The 18,448-nt window shown below is 37.1% G+C and carries 12 protein-coding genes; 2 read left to right on the forward strand and 10 right to left on the reverse strand.

What is annotated here, in order from left to right; all coding sequences use genetic code 11:
* Positions 1 to 84 precede the first annotated feature (84 nt).
* The 6 genes from CEQ21_RS06265 to CEQ21_RS06290 all read right to left on the reverse strand — a co-directional run bounded on the left by CEQ21_RS06265 (position 85) and on the right by CEQ21_RS06290 (position 9,644).
* Positions 85 to 1,215, reverse strand: a complete 1,131-nt coding sequence (locus CEQ21_RS06265) for an SH3 domain-containing protein (RefSeq protein ID WP_235907183.1) — start codon at positions 1,213 to 1,215, stop codon at positions 85 to 87.
* A gap of 268 nt (positions 1,216 to 1,483) precedes the next feature.
* Positions 1,484 to 3,559 (reverse strand): methyl-accepting chemotaxis protein, encoded by a 2,076-nt coding sequence (locus CEQ21_RS06270; RefSeq protein WP_185763728.1) that lies wholly within the window; start codon positions 3,557 to 3,559, stop codon positions 1,484 to 1,486.
* A gap of 239 nt (positions 3,560 to 3,798) precedes the next feature.
* Positions 3,799 to 5,517 carry a thiol reductant ABC exporter subunit CydC gene (cydC, locus tag CEQ21_RS06275; RefSeq protein WP_185763729.1) on the reverse strand — a complete coding sequence of 573 codons (1,719 nt, stop codon included), beginning with the start codon at positions 5,515 to 5,517 and terminating at the stop codon, positions 3,799 to 3,801.
* A complete protein-coding gene (cydD, locus tag CEQ21_RS06280; RefSeq protein WP_328593461.1) occupies positions 5,517 to 7,301 on the reverse strand; it encodes a thiol reductant ABC exporter subunit CydD in 1,785 nt (594 codons plus the stop codon). The genes cydC and cydD overlap by 1 nt, the downstream gene beginning before the upstream one ends.
* Positions 7,282 to 8,295 (reverse strand): cytochrome d ubiquinol oxidase subunit II, encoded by a 1,014-nt coding sequence (locus CEQ21_RS06285; protein ID WP_185763730.1) that lies wholly within the window; start codon positions 8,293 to 8,295, stop codon positions 7,282 to 7,284. Before CEQ21_RS06285 ends, cydD begins: the two co-directional genes overlap by 20 nt.
* Positions 8,292 to 9,644 carry a cytochrome ubiquinol oxidase subunit I gene (locus CEQ21_RS06290; protein ID WP_185763731.1) on the reverse strand — a complete coding sequence of 451 codons (1,353 nt, stop codon included), beginning with the start codon at positions 9,642 to 9,644 and terminating at the stop codon, positions 8,292 to 8,294. Before CEQ21_RS06290 ends, CEQ21_RS06285 begins: the two co-directional genes overlap by 4 nt.
* 494 nt (positions 9,645 to 10,138) lie before the next feature.
* On the opposite strand from CEQ21_RS06290, the gene CEQ21_RS06295 reads away from it, so the two are divergent.
* Complete coding sequence (locus CEQ21_RS06295) at positions 10,139 to 12,784, forward strand: YhgE/Pip domain-containing protein (protein WP_185763732.1); 2,646 nt, start codon at positions 10,139 to 10,141, stop codon at positions 12,782 to 12,784.
* An 82-nt stretch (positions 12,785 to 12,866) separates the two neighbouring features.
* Here CEQ21_RS06295 and CEQ21_RS06300 read toward each other — a convergent pair whose 3' ends face one another.
* Positions 12,867 to 13,799 (reverse strand): DMT family transporter, encoded by a 933-nt coding sequence (locus CEQ21_RS06300; RefSeq protein WP_185763733.1) that lies wholly within the window; start codon positions 13,797 to 13,799, stop codon positions 12,867 to 12,869.
* Positions 13,800 to 13,914: 115 nt separating this feature from the next.
* On the opposite strand from CEQ21_RS06300, the gene CEQ21_RS06305 reads away from it, so the two are divergent.
* Complete coding sequence (locus CEQ21_RS06305; RefSeq protein WP_185763734.1) at positions 13,915 to 15,255, forward strand: aminotransferase-like domain-containing protein; 1,341 nt, start codon at positions 13,915 to 13,917, stop codon at positions 15,253 to 15,255.
* A gap of 155 nt (positions 15,256 to 15,410) precedes the next feature.
* Here the strand turns inward: CEQ21_RS06305 and CEQ21_RS06310 are convergent, their stop codons facing one another.
* Genes CEQ21_RS06310 through CEQ21_RS06320 form a run of 3 tightly spaced genes read right to left on the reverse strand, consistent with a single transcriptional unit; the run spans position 15,411 to position 18,348 of the window.
* A complete protein-coding gene (locus CEQ21_RS06310; RefSeq protein WP_185764118.1) occupies positions 15,411 to 16,589 on the reverse strand; it encodes an amidohydrolase in 1,179 nt (392 codons plus the stop codon).
* A gap of 43 nt (positions 16,590 to 16,632) precedes the next feature.
* Complete coding sequence (locus CEQ21_RS06315; protein ID WP_235907185.1) at positions 16,633 to 16,977, reverse strand: hypothetical protein; 345 nt, start codon at positions 16,975 to 16,977, stop codon at positions 16,633 to 16,635.
* Between the two features lie 36 nt (positions 16,978 to 17,013).
* Positions 17,014 to 18,348: an LLM class flavin-dependent oxidoreductase gene (locus CEQ21_RS06320; protein ID WP_185763735.1), complete on the reverse strand. Its 1,335-nt coding sequence runs from the start codon at positions 18,346 to 18,348 to the stop codon at positions 17,014 to 17,016.
* Positions 18,349 to 18,448: the final 100 nt, after the last annotated feature.

Below are 18,448 nucleotides of genomic sequence, written 5' to 3' on the forward strand. Positions count from 1 at the left end.
GCACACCTTTTATTATGTATTTCGAACACACATTATTATTATTAAAAAAGAACCCCACTCAGAGGAGTGAGGTTCTTGCTTTAATTAGTATTTCCCTAAACCAGAGTCTGGTGTCTGGATAATAACAGGGTTTTTGTCTGGGTTCAGCCATTTTAAAACAGTCGTAACATTTGATTTTGACGTGGCCGTACAGCCGGCAGTATAGCCGTATTTCCCTGCCACATGGAAGAATATCGCACTACCTTTGCCCGCAACCGGGTTTTTCGTATTGTAATTAATAACAAACCCTAAATCGTACTCAGGTATATTCATTTTTTCCGCACTTTTCCAGCGTCCATTGTTTTTAGAAGCCTTTTGCCATGTATTATATAAGGAAGAAGCTGGATCATCTACCCATACATCATCATTCGTAATTTTACGGTATGGTAATTTAGTACCTGGATTTGCACCTCTGCCAAACGCAGTACCAATCGTATATTTTCCTGTCGGCGATGCTTGTGAGCCTTCTGACATTTTGTCAGTCATCCCCTTTTTGCCAAGCACACCTGTCATAGAATTGACTTGCTTCCACTTACCCTTTGATTTCTCAAATGTTCGGATTGTAGCTGTTTTTGATGAAGAATTCGCTGATGTAACTAAAATCAGCTGTTGGGCATTCCCAAGCGTCTTCATATTATTAACAGTATCGACAATCGATTGCTTCGAAGAACTATTAGATGATGAAGTTGCTTTTACATATGTACCGCTGACATAGCCCGTTTTTCCTTTAAAATCGATTTTATACCAGCCATTAGATTCCTTCTTTTGAACTGACAGCTTTGTTCCCTTTTTAACAGAACCAATCACTTTAGACTTTGTACTTGAACCGCTTCTTACGTTCAGAGTATCTGCCGTCACCGTGTATGTAGTCTTTGGCGCAGATGTAGTCGCTTTCACATATGATCCGCTGACATAGCCTGTTTTTCCTTTGAATGTAATCTTATACCAGCCATTAGATTCCTTCTTTTGAACTGACAGCTTTGTTCCCTTTTTAACAGAACCAATCACTTTAGACTTTGTACTTGAACCGCTTCTTACGTTCAATGTATCTGCCGTTACCGTGTATGTTACCGAGCTTGCTGCTTCAGCAACAGATGGTGTTAACATCCCAGTACCTACAACTAAACTAGAACTGATAATTAAGCATGTTAGCAGCATACAAATATACTTTTTCACTCTCTTCACTTCCTTTCCTGATAACCTCCATATTGTAACAGGTTTTATCCAATTACTAGATTTCATCACAAAAAAATCATTAAATTGTAATCGTTGACATATTTTTATTTCTTGAGATAAACGCAAATGCACTAGCTTTCATACCCAATCACTATTACTAATCCTGTTATAAATGATTTGTTAACAGGTATTAATATAATAAGTCACTAGAGCCTTTAATAATAAAGAGGCGCGGACATAAAATCCGTGCCTCTTTCAAAAGAATATACTAGTCTTCTTTTTTCTTTAATTTAAAGAAGTTAATTTTAGATTTCATTTCATAGGTCATCTCACCTAAGCTGACAGCTGATGCACTGACTTCTTGGATGGAAGCAGACATTTCCTCAGCAGATGCTGAAATCTCCTCTGCTGAGGCAGCTACATCTTCTGCTATAGCTCCTGTATGATCCAATTCTTCCATAATTGCCGTTTTTTCTTGTTGGATTTTTAGCGAAGAATCTTTAATTTCTTTAATTTTTGGTGAAATATCTTCTACAGCATTTATTATTTCTTCAAAAGAATGAATAGTTGTATCTAACTGTCCTCTTTGAGATAGAAGTTCTTTGTTAACATCCTCTGCTGATTCAACCATTTGCGTAGTATCTTTAGAAACACCATTAATAATGGAATCAATCTTATCAGAAGACTCTCTGCTTTTTTCTGCCAAGTTTCTTATCTCATTCGCAACAACAGCGAAACCTTTACCAGAATCACCAACCCTTGCTGCTTCAATTGCTGCATTTAATGCTAACAGATTCGTTTGTTCCGCAATTGAGTTAATAATCTCTGTCATCTCATTAACATTGCGGATGTTTAATTCAACAGATTTGACTCTTTCTATCAATTCCATAAATGTTGTATTCAATGACTCGAAAGCCCTCATCATCATATTCATTTCTTGACTGCTTTCATTTGCCATACTCAAAATAGAATTAGTTGAAGAATCGACGTCATTAATTGATTGTGTCATCATATCTAAGCTTGTGCCAAATTGATTTAGCCCAGAGTTTACACTTTTGATTTTATGATGCTGCTCTGTTGCGCCTTCCGCGACAGTTGTAATCGCTGTTGCAACGTTCTCCGAAGTGGCACTCATTTGTTGAGAAAACGAAGATAGGTTTTGAGCATGATCATCAATACTTAAAGCATTTGTCTGGAAGTTATTAATAACATCTGTTAAGTTATTTTGCATATTAAACAGTGATCTTCCGATATCTCCAAGCTCATCTTTTCTTGTCAGATCTTTCTCTGCAAATTCGTTCACTAAACCGCCATCTGCCACAACTTCTGCTATATTACTATATTTCTTCGCTGTTTTCCCCATCCGGTTTGAATAAATAACAATCGCTATTGTAACCAAAACAATCGAAACAAGTCCAGAAAGAACAAAAATTCTCAGCAAGTCATTTAGGCTATCAAATAGCTTGCTTTCACTTACACTTATTCCTATCTTCCAGTCCGTATTAGGAATAGTTGAAAAGTAGTAAAAATACTTTTCATTATCTGCAGTATATTCTGTTTTCCCTGTCTTATTTGCTAGCATATATTTAGAAGCAGTAACCAAGGAAGAGTTTTTATCATCCAGAATGCTTTCCTTTGTTAAACGGTTTTCATCTACACCGCCAAGAAGAACCCCATCACTCTGTACCAACATGGCTTTCCCGTCGTAATCAATGTTTGCTTCCGTAATTAACTTCTGAATGCTGCTAATATCAACATCCACTGTAACGACACCCATTAAATTCCCATTTTGATTCTTAAATGGATAAGCAGTTGTTACCATCGAAACATTTGTAGATGGATCAGCATATGCCTTTGTCCATCCTCCGTTTGCTTGAGACCCAACTTTATACCACTCTGTTGTCCAAATATCTAGGTCACCTGTAGTATAGGAATCATCAGCAGTAACCTTATCTCCATCCTTATAGGCATATGGCGCGTACTGTTTTTTACCTTTAACTGCGTTTGGCTCGAACCAAATTCCCATCCCAAAAGTTTCATTATACATAGGAATGTAATTTTGCAATAAACCATTATAATCTTTATCCTTTAATAAATCAGAATTAACTTCAACTGTTTTTGCCAAACTGTTGGCTAAACCATTTTCCTTTTCCAAAATGGTAGTAATACCTTGCGCAGTTTCTTCTATTTTTGTATTCATTGCATAATCAAGTTGTCGCTTGATGATTTGTTTTGAAAAGGTATAGCCAATTGACGAAATAACAACTAACGCAATGATGATAATAGGAACAACAAATGAAATAAGCGATGCTGCAATACTTTTCTTACGATGTTTGAATTTCATATTTCCCCCTAATTTCTTTATAATAGATTACTATATGACTACTATCGTCTAGGTAGAAGGAATTATGAAGTGCTTCTCATAAAAAAAACGCAAATTTCGACATCTGAAATTTCTCGAAGTAATACTATGGATTTGTCTGCAAGGAACTTTGGGTGATATTTGCATAAAAAAGGCTTCCTATGTTAAGGAAGCCTCTGATGAATTCTATGAAGTAATTATTAAAATTCATCGATATCTCTTTACAGCAAACTTTCCTCCAACATTTTCATTTGATAAAAATAGCCTTCCTTAAACATCAGCTCTTGATAAGAGCCAGATTCTATTATATTTCCTTGATCCATTACAATAATTGTATCCATTTTGTCTAATCCTTGTAAGCGGTGACTGACTAGAATTAATGTATCTTGTTCGGCTGCTTTAAATAGATTTTGGTAAATAGTTTGTTCTGTCAGTGCATCTAATGATGAGGTTGGTTCATCTAATAACCAGAGATGGCCCTTTTTAAGGAAAGCTCTTGCAATTGCTAGACGCTGTCTTTCACCACCAGACAGATTTTCAGCATTCTCTAATACAGGCTGATCTAATGAAAAATGCTCAAGATTCACCTTATATAAGGCATCCTTCAGCACATCATCAGTAAGGTCATTACCTGCTAATTGAAGATTTTCGCGGATTGTACCGTAGAAGAAATGATTCTCCTGTAATACTACCTTTGTTTTTCCCCAGATTGCCTCGTCAGCAATACTAGCTGTATCATGTTCATCCCAGTTAACCGTTCCTTTTTGAACCTGTATTAACTTTAAAATGATTTGGAGCAAGGTTGATTTTCCCGAACCACTCGCACCAACAATTGCGACATTGGATTTAGCTGAAATGGTTAATGATAGATTCGTAATGATAGTGCGCCAATCTCCTTGATAAGTAAATTGGATGTCTTTAAACGTAAGTGCCGGTGCTTGATCTGCTAGCTTATGAATAGATGGTTGTGTACCACTTCTTTGAATTTCAGGATCTTCTATAACATCGTATAAACGCTGTGTAGCGTCCTGACTTTCCTGCATATAGACTGGAAAGACTGCCATCGGAGCTGCTGGCTCAAAAACTGTTAAGGAAATCATGACCAGCATTGCTAGAAAAACCCCTTCTAATGTTCCAGTAGTTACTAAATATGCACCAATTGCTAGCACAAACCAGCTAACAACAAAGGTAATAAATCCATTAATCGATTGACTGGAAATTTTATTTATATTTTCAGTCTTTTGTTGATTAACATAAGCTTCCGATTGACTTAATAGATGATATTGTTTTTTCTGCAGTTGTTGAAACAGCTTTAAATCGCGAAATCCAAACATCATTTCTGTTATATATGTTGATAAATGACCTCTTTCTTGCCTAACTTTTCCGTTAATTTTCACCTGTCTTAACGTGAATAGAGCTGGAATAATAATAGTAGTCAATAAAAAGCCGATTATTAATATAACTGCAATCTGTACAGAATAGAAGCTTGTAAAGAGAATGGTGCTAATAAAAACTAGTAATAACACGATTGGTGGGTAAAAGACTCTCAAAAAGAAATTTTGCAGGCTCTCAACATCCCCAACAACACGTGCCAATAAATCACCACTGCGATATTTATAGAATACATTTGGAACTAGTGGTGTTAATTTTTCAAAGAATGCTACTCGTAAATTACTTAAAATCGTAAAAGTTGCTCTATGGGAATAAAGACGTTCTCCATATTTTGCCCCTGCTTTCACAAGACCAAGCAATTTCACAGCCGATGTTAAAATAATTAATGTATAAAAGGGAGGGATTAAGGCAGATTTAGAAATAAGATAACCACTTGCAGCAAAAAGGCCAACACTGCTTATACCAGCAATGAAGCCACAAACAACTGCAATCACGATATCTTTTTTCTCGATTAACATTAACTTAATCACTTTTACCAAAGATTTCATTATTTTGCCCCCCCTTTTTGAATAGTAACAACTTTTTGATAGGCAGGTACATTGTCAAGCAAGTATGCATGTGTACCGATTGCTTGTAATTGCCCATTTTCCAAATAAAGAATTTGATCTGCATTTTGAATGGTGTGCAAACGGTGTGCAACCGTTATAACGGTTGCCATTTCACTTAGTTTTTCAATCGATTGCTGCAAAATACCTTCCGTAGCTAGATCAAGTCCTCGTGTTGGCTCATCAAGTAAAACAATATTTGGTTTTTTAAGAAAGGCTCGAGCAATGGATACGCGCTGCTTCTCTCCACTTGAAAGTCCCCTGCCAGCTTCGCCTATGCTTGTTTGTAATCCCTTTTCTAAGGAAGTAATTAGCGGTAAAAGCCCTGCTAGTTTTGCAGCTTCATATACAGCCTTTTCATCAACCGCTTCTGACATCCCCATTGAAATATTTTCAAGTATCGTACCAGAAAAAATATAAGGGTGTTGTGAAATATATGAAATCTGCTTTAACCAAGAAGCTTCCGTAAAGGCAGTGAGCTCCATATTATTGAGTTTAACTGACCCGTGGTCTGGCGTTATCATTCCTGCCAATAAATGAAGCAACGTAGATTTACCTGTGCCACTTGCACCAACTATCGCAATTTTTTGTTTTGGTAGAAATGTAGCAGTCACAGGCTGTAATTGAAAGCCATCATCAGGATAGGTATACCCTACCTGATCAAGCATTACTGTTGGTGGAGTATCCTGCTCAGGTATTTCTTGGGTTCCCCATACTATCAAACTATCTTGTTCTTCAAATTCTTCCAATACTTTTTTTGTAGCTCCCATACTTGCCCTGCCATTATGAAAGGTTAATCCTAGTTCTTTTAATGAAGTAAAAAACTCCGGAACTAAAATTAGAATTAAAAAGGCAGTAAAGAAGGATAAGTTTTGATAAATAATCATTTGGATAGCCAGTTCCAGTGCAACAATTCCGATACTTAACATCGAAATAAGTTCAAGTGCAAAGGATTGTGTAAAGGCAATTTTAAGAATATCAAGCGTTGTGTCACGAAAGCCTAAACTTGTTTTCTCTAATTCATCCTTTTGACGATTCGTTTGATCGAATAGCTTTAACGTAACAAGCCCTTTTAATGTATCAAGAAATTTGCCAGAAAAAGAAGCTAATTTTTCTAACTTCTCTTCTGACTTTTTTTGCGTTTTAATACCGATAATAATCATGTAAATCGGAATAAAAGGTGCCGAAACGATTAATATTAGGCCAGAGTTCACATGCTGTGTTAAAACTACTATTAATATTAATATTGGCACAAAAATACTCTGCATCACTTGTGGAATAAACTGGCTATAAAAGCTGTCCATTTCATCAACACCATCAAGCAGCATGCTAACCTTTTTCCCTGTCTGCCCTTGTCCGGCAATGTGCAGGGAGCTTTTCGTATATTTTGTTAATAATTCACGACGAATATTTCCCTTAACATCACTAGCTATTGATACTCCGATATGTTTACTTAAATAATCCGAACCAGACCTCATTAGTAATATCAATAATAAAAGTAGTAGCCATGGTCCAATATTCTCAAAAGATTGATCCTTCAAAAACACCCCGTCAACAATACTCGTCATTGCAAAAGCCTGTGTAATAATTGCTATGCCAAGTAGTAAAGTTAATCCCATTAACATAAAGATGCTTTTTTTATATAGCCATATGGTCTGCTTTAGCTTTTGCATAATCAATTCAGCCCTTTTTAATCTAGTATTTTCATTACTTCTTTCCCTTGGCATAATTTGCATCAAATAAGAATAGACGCATAAGCAGAATAAGCGACGGAACTAATAAAAGCAGTCCTCCTATAAATGCAGCGATAAGTGCAATGGCCATAGAAGGATTCGTAGCACTATCTTCAATATTTATTTGCGGGAAAAGTAAATATGGAAATTTAGCCATTCCATATCCGAAAAATGCCAAGAAAAATTGCATCATTACGGCAATAAAGGCAATCCCATAAAATTTCCCAATATATAATAGACTAATGGCAATTAAGAAAAACGCCATGGATAAACCAAAAACCCACCATAAATCTATCATATTTTCGAAATTTTGCTGGTTCCTCTGACTTAAAGCAATCATTGTTGTTAATGCCATAATAATGGTTGGTGTAGCCCAAAACAGTGCCCATTTCCTCACTAGCTGAAGAGCCGGTTTATCATGTGCTCTTGAAGCATAATAAGTAAGAAAGCTTGCACTTATGAAAAGGACGGATACTATCGCTAACCCAACAATACTCCAAGCTAATGGGCTCGTAAATAACTCCAAATACTTTAATGATACTTGGCCGTTATGTTCAGAAATAAATCCGCCCTCAGAAATCGTTAAAGCAACCGACAGAGATGCAGGGATAAATAACCCTGTAGCACCATATAGAAACATGTAAACATTACTTTGCTTTGATCCATAATTTTCAAACGCATAAAACGAGCCTCGAATCGCTATTAAGATAATGGCGAAGCTTGCAGGAACAAGTAATGCAGATCCATAATAGTAGGCTGATGATGGAAAAAAACCGACAATGCCAACAAAAAAGAATACTAGAAATACATTGGTTACTTCCCAAACCGGAGATAAATATCGCGAAATAATTTTGTTTATGATGTGATCACGTTTTGTTACCTTTGCAAAATAAGCAAAGAAGCCTGCACCAAAATCAATTGATGCCACAATTAGATAACCATATAAAAACAACCATAATACGCTAATCCCTATGATTTCATAGCTCATTTTTTAGCCCCCTTTGAAAGTTCAGGGTAGTGCTTCTCCAAATCAAGCTCCACTGGATTATCTTTAAACAATTTTCTTAAGGTAAGAATAAATAGTGTGCCAAGCACCACATATAATGCTAAAAATAAGAAGAACATATGCACAATATATGGTGATTTAGTCGCAGCCTCTTCGACTGTCATGTAGCCTCTTAAAATCCAAGGCTGTCTGCCAAGCTCCGCGAAAAGCCAACCGAACTCAACTGCTAACATCGCAAGTGGGCCGCCAAGAGCAAGGAGCCATAGAATAAATTTATTGTGGACATCCCAGCGTTTAAATCTGCTTAATACCAGATACAAAAACGAAACTGCTAATAGGAAGAAACCGATCATAACCATCAAATCAAACAAGTAATGAATAATCAATGGCGGTCGTTCGCCTTCAGGTGTTGCCTCTAGTCCTATTACCTCACTTGTAAAATCTCCATGTGCTAAAAAGCTTAAAAATCCTGGAACTCGAATGGCACCAACGACTTCATTATCTTCATTTAGCCAGCCAAAAAGTACTAAATCAGCCTTTCCTTCTGTTTCAAAGTGCCATTCTGCGGCAGCTAATTTTTCCGTCTGATGTTTGGCGAGGTATTTTGCTGATAAATCCCCACCTAATGCTGTTAGCACGGAAAAAACAAACATGGAGATTACAGTCATTTTTAATGCTTTTTTATGATATTCTGCAGCTCCCTTTTTTCTTAATAGAGCAAATGCCGCAATAGCAGCTAAGATTGCAGCAACTGTTAAGTACGAGCCACCTAAAACATGAAACACTCTTGTAGGAGTGGATGGGTTTAACATTGCTTCTAATGGATTGACTGCCGAAAATTCACCGTTCTCCATGGTGAAGCCTGAAGGTGAATTCATAAACGAATTAACTGTACTTATAAAGACCGCTGACATACCAGCCCCAATAATAACGGGTAAGGATATTAACCAGTGTGTATATTTACTTTTAAAGCGATCCCATGTATAAAGGTAAATACCGAGGAAAATCGCTTCAAAGAAAAACGCAAAAACCTCCATAAATAGTGGCAATGCAATCACATTACCTGCAAGCTGCATAAAGTTTGGCCAAACAAGTGATAACTGTAAAGCGATAGCAGTCCCTGTAACTACCCCTATTGCTACAGATATAACAAAACCTCTGGACCATCGTTTAGCTAATAATTCATAATGTTTATCTTTCTTTCTAATGCCAATAAACTCAGCTAATGAAATAAATAATGGTACACCTACACCTAAAGTAGCAAAAACAATATGAAAAATCAGAGTCATAGCTGTTATTAATCTACTTATTGTAACTGTATCAAACTCCATCTTTTCAACCTCCTAATGTAAATTTATGTGAAATGATGAACAATCCATTGCAAACTTACTCCTTTTGATAACAGATTGCTCCATTCAAACAACTTCTAAATCCTACTTTGAACAAAATTACATTTAAACTATGTACAACATTTATTTTCGAACCTAATTTACTCCTTGGTTATGTTCATATTTCTTTATTACCACTATGTATATAATGTTAACATGAATAGTCACAGAATAATTGTGAACAAATGGTGTACTTTTTGTGTCAATTTTCGTAAGGATAAGTTTTCCATTTTCACTAAGTTATACAGGTCACCATCATTACCACCTACACCTCAAAGTTAGATATCTACTATTTGACTCCATAAGCAATATTGCATTTAACTAATAAATTCAGTCAAAGAATGCTTGACATGATAAAAAATTTATAAAAGAATGATATGGTAGAAAAATCCACATAATAATGATTCATACTTAATGAATAAAAGGGAGATTAAGTCTTGCGAAACATATTTACTATTTATAAAAATGATTGGGTGCGGATCTTCCGAACTCCTGTTGCATTGTTTTTAATCATTGCCTTAATGATTTTACCCTCTCTTTATGCTTGGTTTAATTTAAAGGCGTCATGGGACCCGTATTCCAACACTAGCGGTATTAAAATTGCGATAACTAACGAGGACGAGGGTGCTGTCATTCGTGATAAGGACGTACATATCGGCGATGAAATCGTTTCAACCTTAAAAGAGAATGATAAGCTCGGCTGGACATTTGTCAGCAAAACAGAAGCCGCTGAAGGGGTCAAAAAAGGCACTTATTATGCAAGTCTTTATATACCGAAGGACTTCTCCGAGAAGATAGGTACTGTTTTAGAGGATCAACAAGTAAAACCAGAAATTGAATACACGGTCAACGAGAAATTGAATGCCATTGCGCCAAAAATGACATCCAGCGGTGCTTCTACCATTGTCCAATCTGTTAAGGAAAGCTTCGTGGAAACAGTCAGCGAATCTGTCCTGACTATCTTTAATGATGCGGGAATCAAGCTAGAAGAAGAGCTTCCTACCATTCGCAATATTGAGAGTAAAATCTTTACACTAGAGGGAGACATCCCGCAAATTGATGCATTATCTGAAAAGATTATTCATTTAGAGGAAAAGCTACCAATAATTGATGAACAGGCACAAAAACTATTAGCATTAGAAGCTGCCATTCCCGAATTAAATGCCGCATCTGAAAATATTCTATTATTGGAAGAAAAACTGCCAGAGCTTAAGAAGGTAGGCGAAGGAATTCTGCTCCTTCAGGAAAAAGCACCTGAATTGGAACAAGTGGCCACAAAGGTGGCTGAATTAGAAAGTCACTTTTCCGAAATTAGCGACACCGTTACAAAAGCCGTCACCAATGTCGAAAAGATGCAAGAATTTATAACAAACGCTAGTGGGTCGTTAGCAGAAATTGAGCAAGGTATCAATAATGGGCAAGAAATCGCGGAGGTCATTCCTGAATTTATAGAAGAAAATGCGGAAGCTTTTGAAACAATTGGTCCGGTTTATAAGCAGAACCTTCTTTTATATCAAAACACAGCGGATGCTGTCCACCAGTATGCGACTTCAGTTAAAACTGGTTCACTATCTGAGCAAGAAATAACAGAAAAGGCGGCACTCCTTAAGACTCAAGTACAAACAAGTATAGATAGTCTCAATCGCTCCATTGCGTTATTTACTACGCTTAATACTGCTAATGGAGCTGCAGCTTTACAACAAGAGATAACAGACCTGCAAGCTTTACAGACAAACTTTACAAAAGAAAAAGAACTTCTTGATACTATTCAAGCAAATAATGCTGCAGAATTAATGGTATTGTCTCAAGAAGCTATCAACCTAAGTACGGCAATGCTTAACCGTTATGATACACAAACGGCACCTGCCATAATTAATGCGCTAAGTGCATTGAAAGAAACAGCCCAAAATGCGGGTGCAGATTTAAAAAGCGCTCAAGAAAACTTGCCGAAATTAAAAGAAATTCTAAATACAACAAAAGATTCGCTTACGCTTGCACAGGAAAATCTCGCAAAGCTCGAAAACAATCTACCAGCAATTAAAAAAGAGATTCAAGAAACCTCAAGCATTATTAAAGACAATATGGCAGACGTTTTAGATGGGATAGATAAAGCTGCAGACTTTTATACAAACACATATCCTTCCTTAGAAGAGAAAGTGCATGTAGCAGCAGACTTTGTCCGTAATGACCTTCCTGAAGCAGAGAAACAGCTATCTAAGGTTGCTTCGATTATTAGAAATGATCTGCCTGGATTAGAAGAATCTGTTCATAAGGTTGCAAATTTAGTGCGAGATGACTTGCCAAGCTTCAAGAAAACCCTGACAAATACTGCCGATTCTATCCGAGAATTTGAAGATAATTATGATCTAGGTGAAATTATCTCTTTGTTAAAAAATGATATAAATGAAGAAAGTGACTTTATGGCGAATCCTGTTGTTTTAGATGAGCATTCACTATTTGCCATTCCTAATTATGGGTCTGCCAACTCTCCTTTCTACACAACCCTTAGTTTATGGGTTGGAGGATTATTACTGATTTCGTTGCTGCGTGTGGATGTCAGAGATCCTGAAGGAATTTATACTTCTAATCAAATCTATTTTGGCAGAGGTTTAACATTTGTTACAATTGGATTTTTCCAAAGTCTGATTGTTACTTTAGGAGATATTTTCATCTTAAAAGCATATGTAGCAAACCCAGTCGCATTTGTCCTTTTCAGTATGTTGATCAGTATGATTTTCATGACAATTGTCTATACTTTAGTGTCTGTTTTCGGTAATATCGGTAAAGGTGTCGCCATCATTTTCCTCGTATTACAGTTATCAGGCGCAGGTGGAACATTCCCAATCCAAGTTGCTCCACCATTCTTTCAAGCGATAAATCCATTCCTGCCATTTACGTATGCAATCAACCTGTTACGTGAAACAGTTGGCGGAATGGTAAATGAAACAGTTTATCATGCTGTTAGCATGCTGCTCCTATTCGGTGTGATTGCGATAATAACAGCCGTATTCCTTAAAAAACCACTAGCAAATGCCACGAAAAAAACGGCTGAGAAAGCTAGATCAAGCGAGATTATTCACTAACTTAAATAACGTAACATACTTGACTGTAGATGAAACAATATGGTTTTCATCTACAGTTTTTTTACTGTTATGCAATTGGAGCCTATATCACTCGCTTTATTTTCTCATTTACTTTCCCTCTTACACCGAAATAGTTGGTACCAATAACACCGATGATAATCATAATCGCACCTGCTAAATGGTATAAATGAAATTCCTCTTTTAAGAAAATAACACCTGCTAGAATTGTTATGAGTGTAGCAATATTACTGAAAACACTCATTTTTGATGCAGCTATTTTTGATAAAGCATAGTTGGAAAGATAGGACGATCCTAATGACGACAGTATACCTAAATAAAGGATGGCAAGAACAAAATCACCATGCTTAAAAGGTTCGACATATTGCCTGACTGTTCCATCCACTACGTGATTTGTCAATGCGATGCCGTTAAAGACTATAAATCCAAACAATGTCATGAAATAAGTGATCGTAAAGATGGAATAGCGCTGTGTTAGCTTTCTGGCAAATACGTTGTAGAGTGAAGACGTAATGGCTGAAATTAAGATTAGACCAGTACCAAGAAAACTTGTGTTAGTGCTCCCTGAATTGTTCATTACCATAATAAAAATCACACCGACTACAGATAAACCAATTGCTAGTTTTTGACTATGTGTGGAAGTTTCCTTTAAAATGATAGTTGCAAAAATTAATGTAAAAATTGGGATTGTTGCTTGAATAATTCCTGCTTCCGATGAGGATGTATACAATAAGCCAAATACTTGGAAAGCAAAGAAGCATGTCGGATAAAGAATGGCTAACAACGAAATTCGCAGTGCATCTTTTTTTGTTATTTTGATAGACTCTTTTCTTATTAGCAATAACACTGTGGCAACAAGCCAAGCAGTAGTAAACCTATGCGCTAATGTATCTAACGGTGTAGCAACCGTTAGTGTAATTTTTACAAACATAAATGACAACCCAATGATAAATGCATAAATAGTCGCCGCAATATATGCCTTTTGTTTTTCGTTCATGTCTATTCCCCCATAAATTAATCCGGCCGGTACTACTATCTTAAGAGATAATAATACAAAGCACGATTTAAAATTACAGATCTGTACCGATACAGATTTTATAAGGAGGTTTATAATGCTAAAGTATGAATCAATCTATCAATCACTATTAATGCAAATTCAATCTGGTATTTTTGCAACAGGTGCAAAAATACCTTCCATTCGAACTTTAACAGAACAATACGATTGTAGTAAAAGTACGGTATTAACTGCATTAAAAAAACTGGAGGAACAACATATTATTTACGCCTTACCAAAAAGCGGGTATTATGTTGTCGATAATCATGTGTTCACCCCCCCATTGTCCACAGACATTATTGATTTTGCAACCTCATCTCCTACTTGGCATGCATTTCCTTATAAAGAATTTCAGCACTGTATCAATAAAGCAATTGATACCTATCAAGAGGAACTGTTTCGCTACGGGACGCCAAAAGGTTGGCCGCCACTGATTGCAGAAGCGAAAGAATTATTAGAATCCTACCAAGTATTTGCGCAAACTGAACAGATACTGATAACTACAGGTGTACAACAGGCTCTTTCCTTACTAAGTATAATGCCCTTTCCAAACAACCGAACTACCATTCTAGTTGAACAACCTAGTTATCATTTATACATGGATATGCTGAAAACCTTTCAGCTTCCCGCAATCGGAATTAAACGTACTGCCAATGGAATTGACTTAAATCGATTGGAGCAACTATTTCAAACAGAGGATATTAAATTTTTTTATACGATGCCGCGCTTTCATAATCCTTTAGGAACTTCCTACGATAAAAAGCAAAAAGAGGCTATTTTACAATTAGCACACAAATATAATGTATATATTATAGAGGATGATTATATAGCAGATTTTGAAACAAATTCGAAGAATGATCCGCTTTTTACTGAGGATTACCACGAAAAGGTTATCTATTTAAAAAGCTTTTCAAAAGTACTATTCCCTGGCTTACGGGTTGGATTGGCAGTGCTTCCTCCTGCGCTTATCGACATGTTCCAAAAATACAAAATGACTACTGATATTGACAGCTCGATGATTTCACAAGCCGCCTTATATCTTTACTTAAAAAATGGGTTGTTTGAACATAATAAAACAAAAGTCAGTGACATCTACCAAGTCCGTGGGAAAATTCTGCATCAATCCATACAGGATCATTTATCTATGTACGAATCTTCAGGTGAAATCGTCATGCATAGTCATATTTTATTGCCCAAACGAGTGAATTTACCAACATTTATTGCCCATTTACATCAAGATGGTATCCTTCTTGATTCAGTTAACAAAAATTATTTAGACGACTTTTATAATGAACGAATTTTGAAGTTAAATGTTTCTAGTGTTGAAGTCCATCGGATTGACGAAGGAATTAAAAAAGTTGCCAGCGCACTAAAAAATCCGCGAAACTACTTTTTGTAGGAGTTTACGTCACGTCTTGTTTGAAAAGTGATAAGGGTTTATCCCTCCCCTTATCGCTTTTCTATTACATTCACCTTTATATATTGTTTGACGATAGTTCTCTTAACAAAAAAACCAACCTCAGAAAATGAAGTTGGCCTTTCCATATTCATCGATTAGCTTGGTTCAAAGTCCTTAGCGATTGCATCAACATATAACTTGTTTAATGCCTGCTCCGCCAAATCGGCAAAATAATAGGCGGCGGGCAATATTGCCTCTTCATTAAGCGTATATTTAGGATGATGCAAACCGTATTCACCGGAAACGCCAATATTAACAAATGCGCCTCGTATGCTCTGTTGATAGAAGGCGAAATCTTCTCCTCCTGATGTTGGTTCCACTTCCACAACTTTATAACCATTGTTCTTAGCAATATGTCTGGCAAAGTTGGTCCATTCTAAATCATTATTAACAGATGGCGGTCCTGCATGCCAAACTAATTTGCCCTCAGCTCCGTAGGTATCTGTTATCCCTTTAATTACCCGCTCGATTTTCCCCTCTATTGTCTGCCGGATTTCTTCCTTCAATGTTCGGACAGTTCCTTCTAAATAAGCTGTCTCTGGAATAACATTCCATGTGTTGCCGCCGTGCATTTGTGTAACACTGATGACGACACTTTCACTTGGCTTTGTTTGCCTGCTAACAATCGACTGTAATCTTGTGATGATTTCAGCAGCAATAACGATAGGATCTATTCCTTCTTGCGGGCGTGCCGCATGGCTGCCTTTACCCCTAATGTTAATTTCGAAGCGGTCAACACCTGCTGTTAATACACCATCTTTAACTCCGAAGACGCCTACTTCGCTTAAAGGGTCGTTATGATGACCAAATATGGCCTCGACTCCTTCCAATCCTCCTGAAGCAATAATAGACTTAGCACCATGCCCTGTCTCTTCTGCTGGCTGAAATACAATTCTGACTGTCCCCTTAAGCCTGTCTTGTCTGTTTTTCAACAAATAAGCAGCGCCAATAATGACGGCAGTATGGAAATCATGACCACATGCATGCATAACACCAGGAATGCTTGATTGAAAAGAACTCACTGCTTCTTCGTGAATTGGCAAGGCATCAATATCAGCTCTTATCGCGATGATTGGCCCATCCTGCTCACCAATCACCTCTCCAATAACACCTGTAGCTAATGGCACATCAAGAATGGCAATCCCAGCATTTTCGAGCCACTGTCTGATTTTCTTTGTTGTTTCTACTTCTTTGTTGGATAATTCAGGCTCATTATGGAGATTCCTTCGTACATCAATTAAATGATTTTCTAATTCATTCTTATTATCTGTCACAATATTTAAGCCCAAAGCTATCCTTCCCTTCCTAAAATTCAACCTACAAAATCATTTCTGTCTCTGCAAGAAATTCATTTAAGGATTTAACTAACCCGCCGCTTCCAAATTTGACGTATTTACTATCTGTTTGGAACTGATCTTGTGTCAACAGATATTCTAAATACGCAATCACATGGATACGTCTGCTGATGATATTGTTAATTCCATTTGTATAAAACCATTCATCAATTGTATGGTAAATCCCTTTATTTATTTTATATTTTTCGTTGCACCATTGAAAAAAACGAACCTCTGGAAAATGAAGATATTCACATTGAGCAAATGCTTCCTTTTTCTTCATTCGAAAACCCTTTTTTGAGACGACAAGCCCGTAGTCAATCAGCATGTGAAACACTTCCTCCCCATTTTTATTAATTAGTACTTAGTTTTGATTAAGCGGCTGTTTTTCGTATTGACTGTGCTTGTAAGCTAACCCTAAATTCTCTCTGAGTGTTGCACCAGTATACGCTTTATTGTAATAGCCCCTGCTTTCCAAAATAGGCAAAACATTTTCGATCCAATCAGATAAGCCGTTACCAAGTACAGGTGCACCGTAAATGAAGCCATCTGCTGCTCCGCCGTCTACCCATTCAATTAACTGGTCTGCCACTTGTTCATATGTTCCAAAGAACGCACTTTTCGGTGTTGTCACTTGCAGTGCAACCTCTCTTAAAGTCAGGTTGTTTTCTTTCGCCAGTTTTTTGATGCTGTCTGTTGTGGAGCGGAAGCTGTTCGCTCCGACATCCCCGATTTCAGGAAAAGGCTCATCAAGTGGAAAAGCACTGAAATCAAAATGGTCAAAGAATCTTCCTAAGTAGTTCAATGCATCTTCAATGGATACAAGGTTTTGAATTGCTGCATACTTTTCTTCTGCCTCTTCCATTGTTCTGCCTGCAATCGGGTGAATGCCAGGGAAAATTTTTATTTCATCCTTGCTTCTGCCGAGCTGCTCTGCACGACTTTTCACATCATCGTAAAATGCCTTTGCTTGTTCAAAGGAACTCGAATTTGTAAAAACGGCATCAGCATCCTTTGCGGCAAGGTTTTTTCCTGCTTCCGATGACCCAGCTTGAAAGATAACCGGCTGCCCTTGCTTAGAGCGTTCAATATTTAACGGTCCTTTAACGGAGAAATGCTTGCCAGTATGGTTTAATGTATGCAGCTTTTCTGGATCGAAGAATTGCCCTGTTTTGCGGTCTCTTACAAATGCGTCATCGTCCCAGGAATCCCACAAGCCCTGTGCCACTTGGAGGTACTCTTCGGCAATTTCATATCTTAACGCATGGTGCGGGTGGTCTCCTTTACTATAATTTTCAGCAGAGCCTTCTAATGGAGATGTCACAACATTCCAGCCTGCTCTGCCACCGCTGAGCTTATCTAATGAAGCAAACTGGCGGGCAATCGTGAATGGTTCACTATAAGAAGTAGATACCGTCCCAACTAAACCAATATTCTTCGTAATGGTCGCAAGAGCCGATAATATTGTTAGCGGCTCAAATCTGTTTAAGAAATGAGGAATCGATTTTTCATTTATAAATAAACCGTCTGCCACAAATGCGAACGTGAAGCCTGCTTCTTCTGCCTGCTTTATGATCGATTGATAATATTCAATATTAACACTTGCGTCTGCCGGTACAGATTCATCCTTCCATGCGTTCATATGTCCCCCAGGGCCGTGCAGCATAACACCAAATTGAATTTGTTTTTTCTTTGACATGATTTTCATCCTCCATTTGCTTATTTTAAATACCAACAAAACTTGTAGGAATAGTTTAGATTATCATAAACCAAAGTTTTAAGAATGTATAATTAGTATT

The organism is Niallia circulans, from assembly GCF_007273535.1.
GTDB lineage: Bacteria > Bacillota > Bacilli > Bacillales > Cytobacillaceae > Niallia > Niallia circulans_B.

What these genes read in the sequence shown, in the direction of transcription:
- CEQ21_RS06270 (WP_185763728.1), bottom strand. Translation starts at nt 3,559, where the DNA reads ATGAAATTCAAACATCGTAAGAAAAGTATTGCAGCATCGCTTATTTCA.
- cydC (WP_185763729.1), bottom strand. Translation starts at nt 5,517, where the DNA reads ATGAAATCTTTGGTAAAAGTGATTAAGTTAATGTTAATCGAGAAAAAA.
- cydD (WP_328593461.1), bottom strand. Translation starts at nt 7,301, where the DNA reads ATGCCAAGGGAAAGAAGTAATGAAAATACTAGATTAAAAAGGGCTGAA.
- CEQ21_RS06285 (WP_185763730.1), bottom strand. Translation starts at nt 8,295, where the DNA reads ATGAGCTATGAAATCATAGGGATTAGCGTATTATGGTTGTTTTTATAT.
- CEQ21_RS06290 (WP_185763731.1), bottom strand. Translation starts at nt 9,644, where the DNA reads ATGGAGTTTGATACAGTTACAATAAGTAGATTAATAACAGCTATGACT.
- CEQ21_RS06300 (WP_185763733.1), bottom strand. Translation starts at nt 13,799, where the DNA reads ATGAACGAAAAACAAAAGGCATATATTGCGGCGACTATTTATGCATTT.
- CEQ21_RS06305 (WP_185763734.1), top strand. Translation starts at nt 13,915, where the DNA reads ATGCTAAAGTATGAATCAATCTATCAATCACTATTAATGCAAATTCAA.
- CEQ21_RS06315 (WP_235907185.1), bottom strand. Translation starts at nt 16,977, where the DNA reads ATGCTGATTGACTACGGGCTTGTCGTCTCAAAAAAGGGTTTTCGAATG.
- CEQ21_RS06320 (WP_185763735.1), bottom strand. Translation starts at nt 18,348, where the DNA reads ATGTCAAAGAAAAAACAAATTCAATTTGGTGTTATGCTGCACGGCCCT.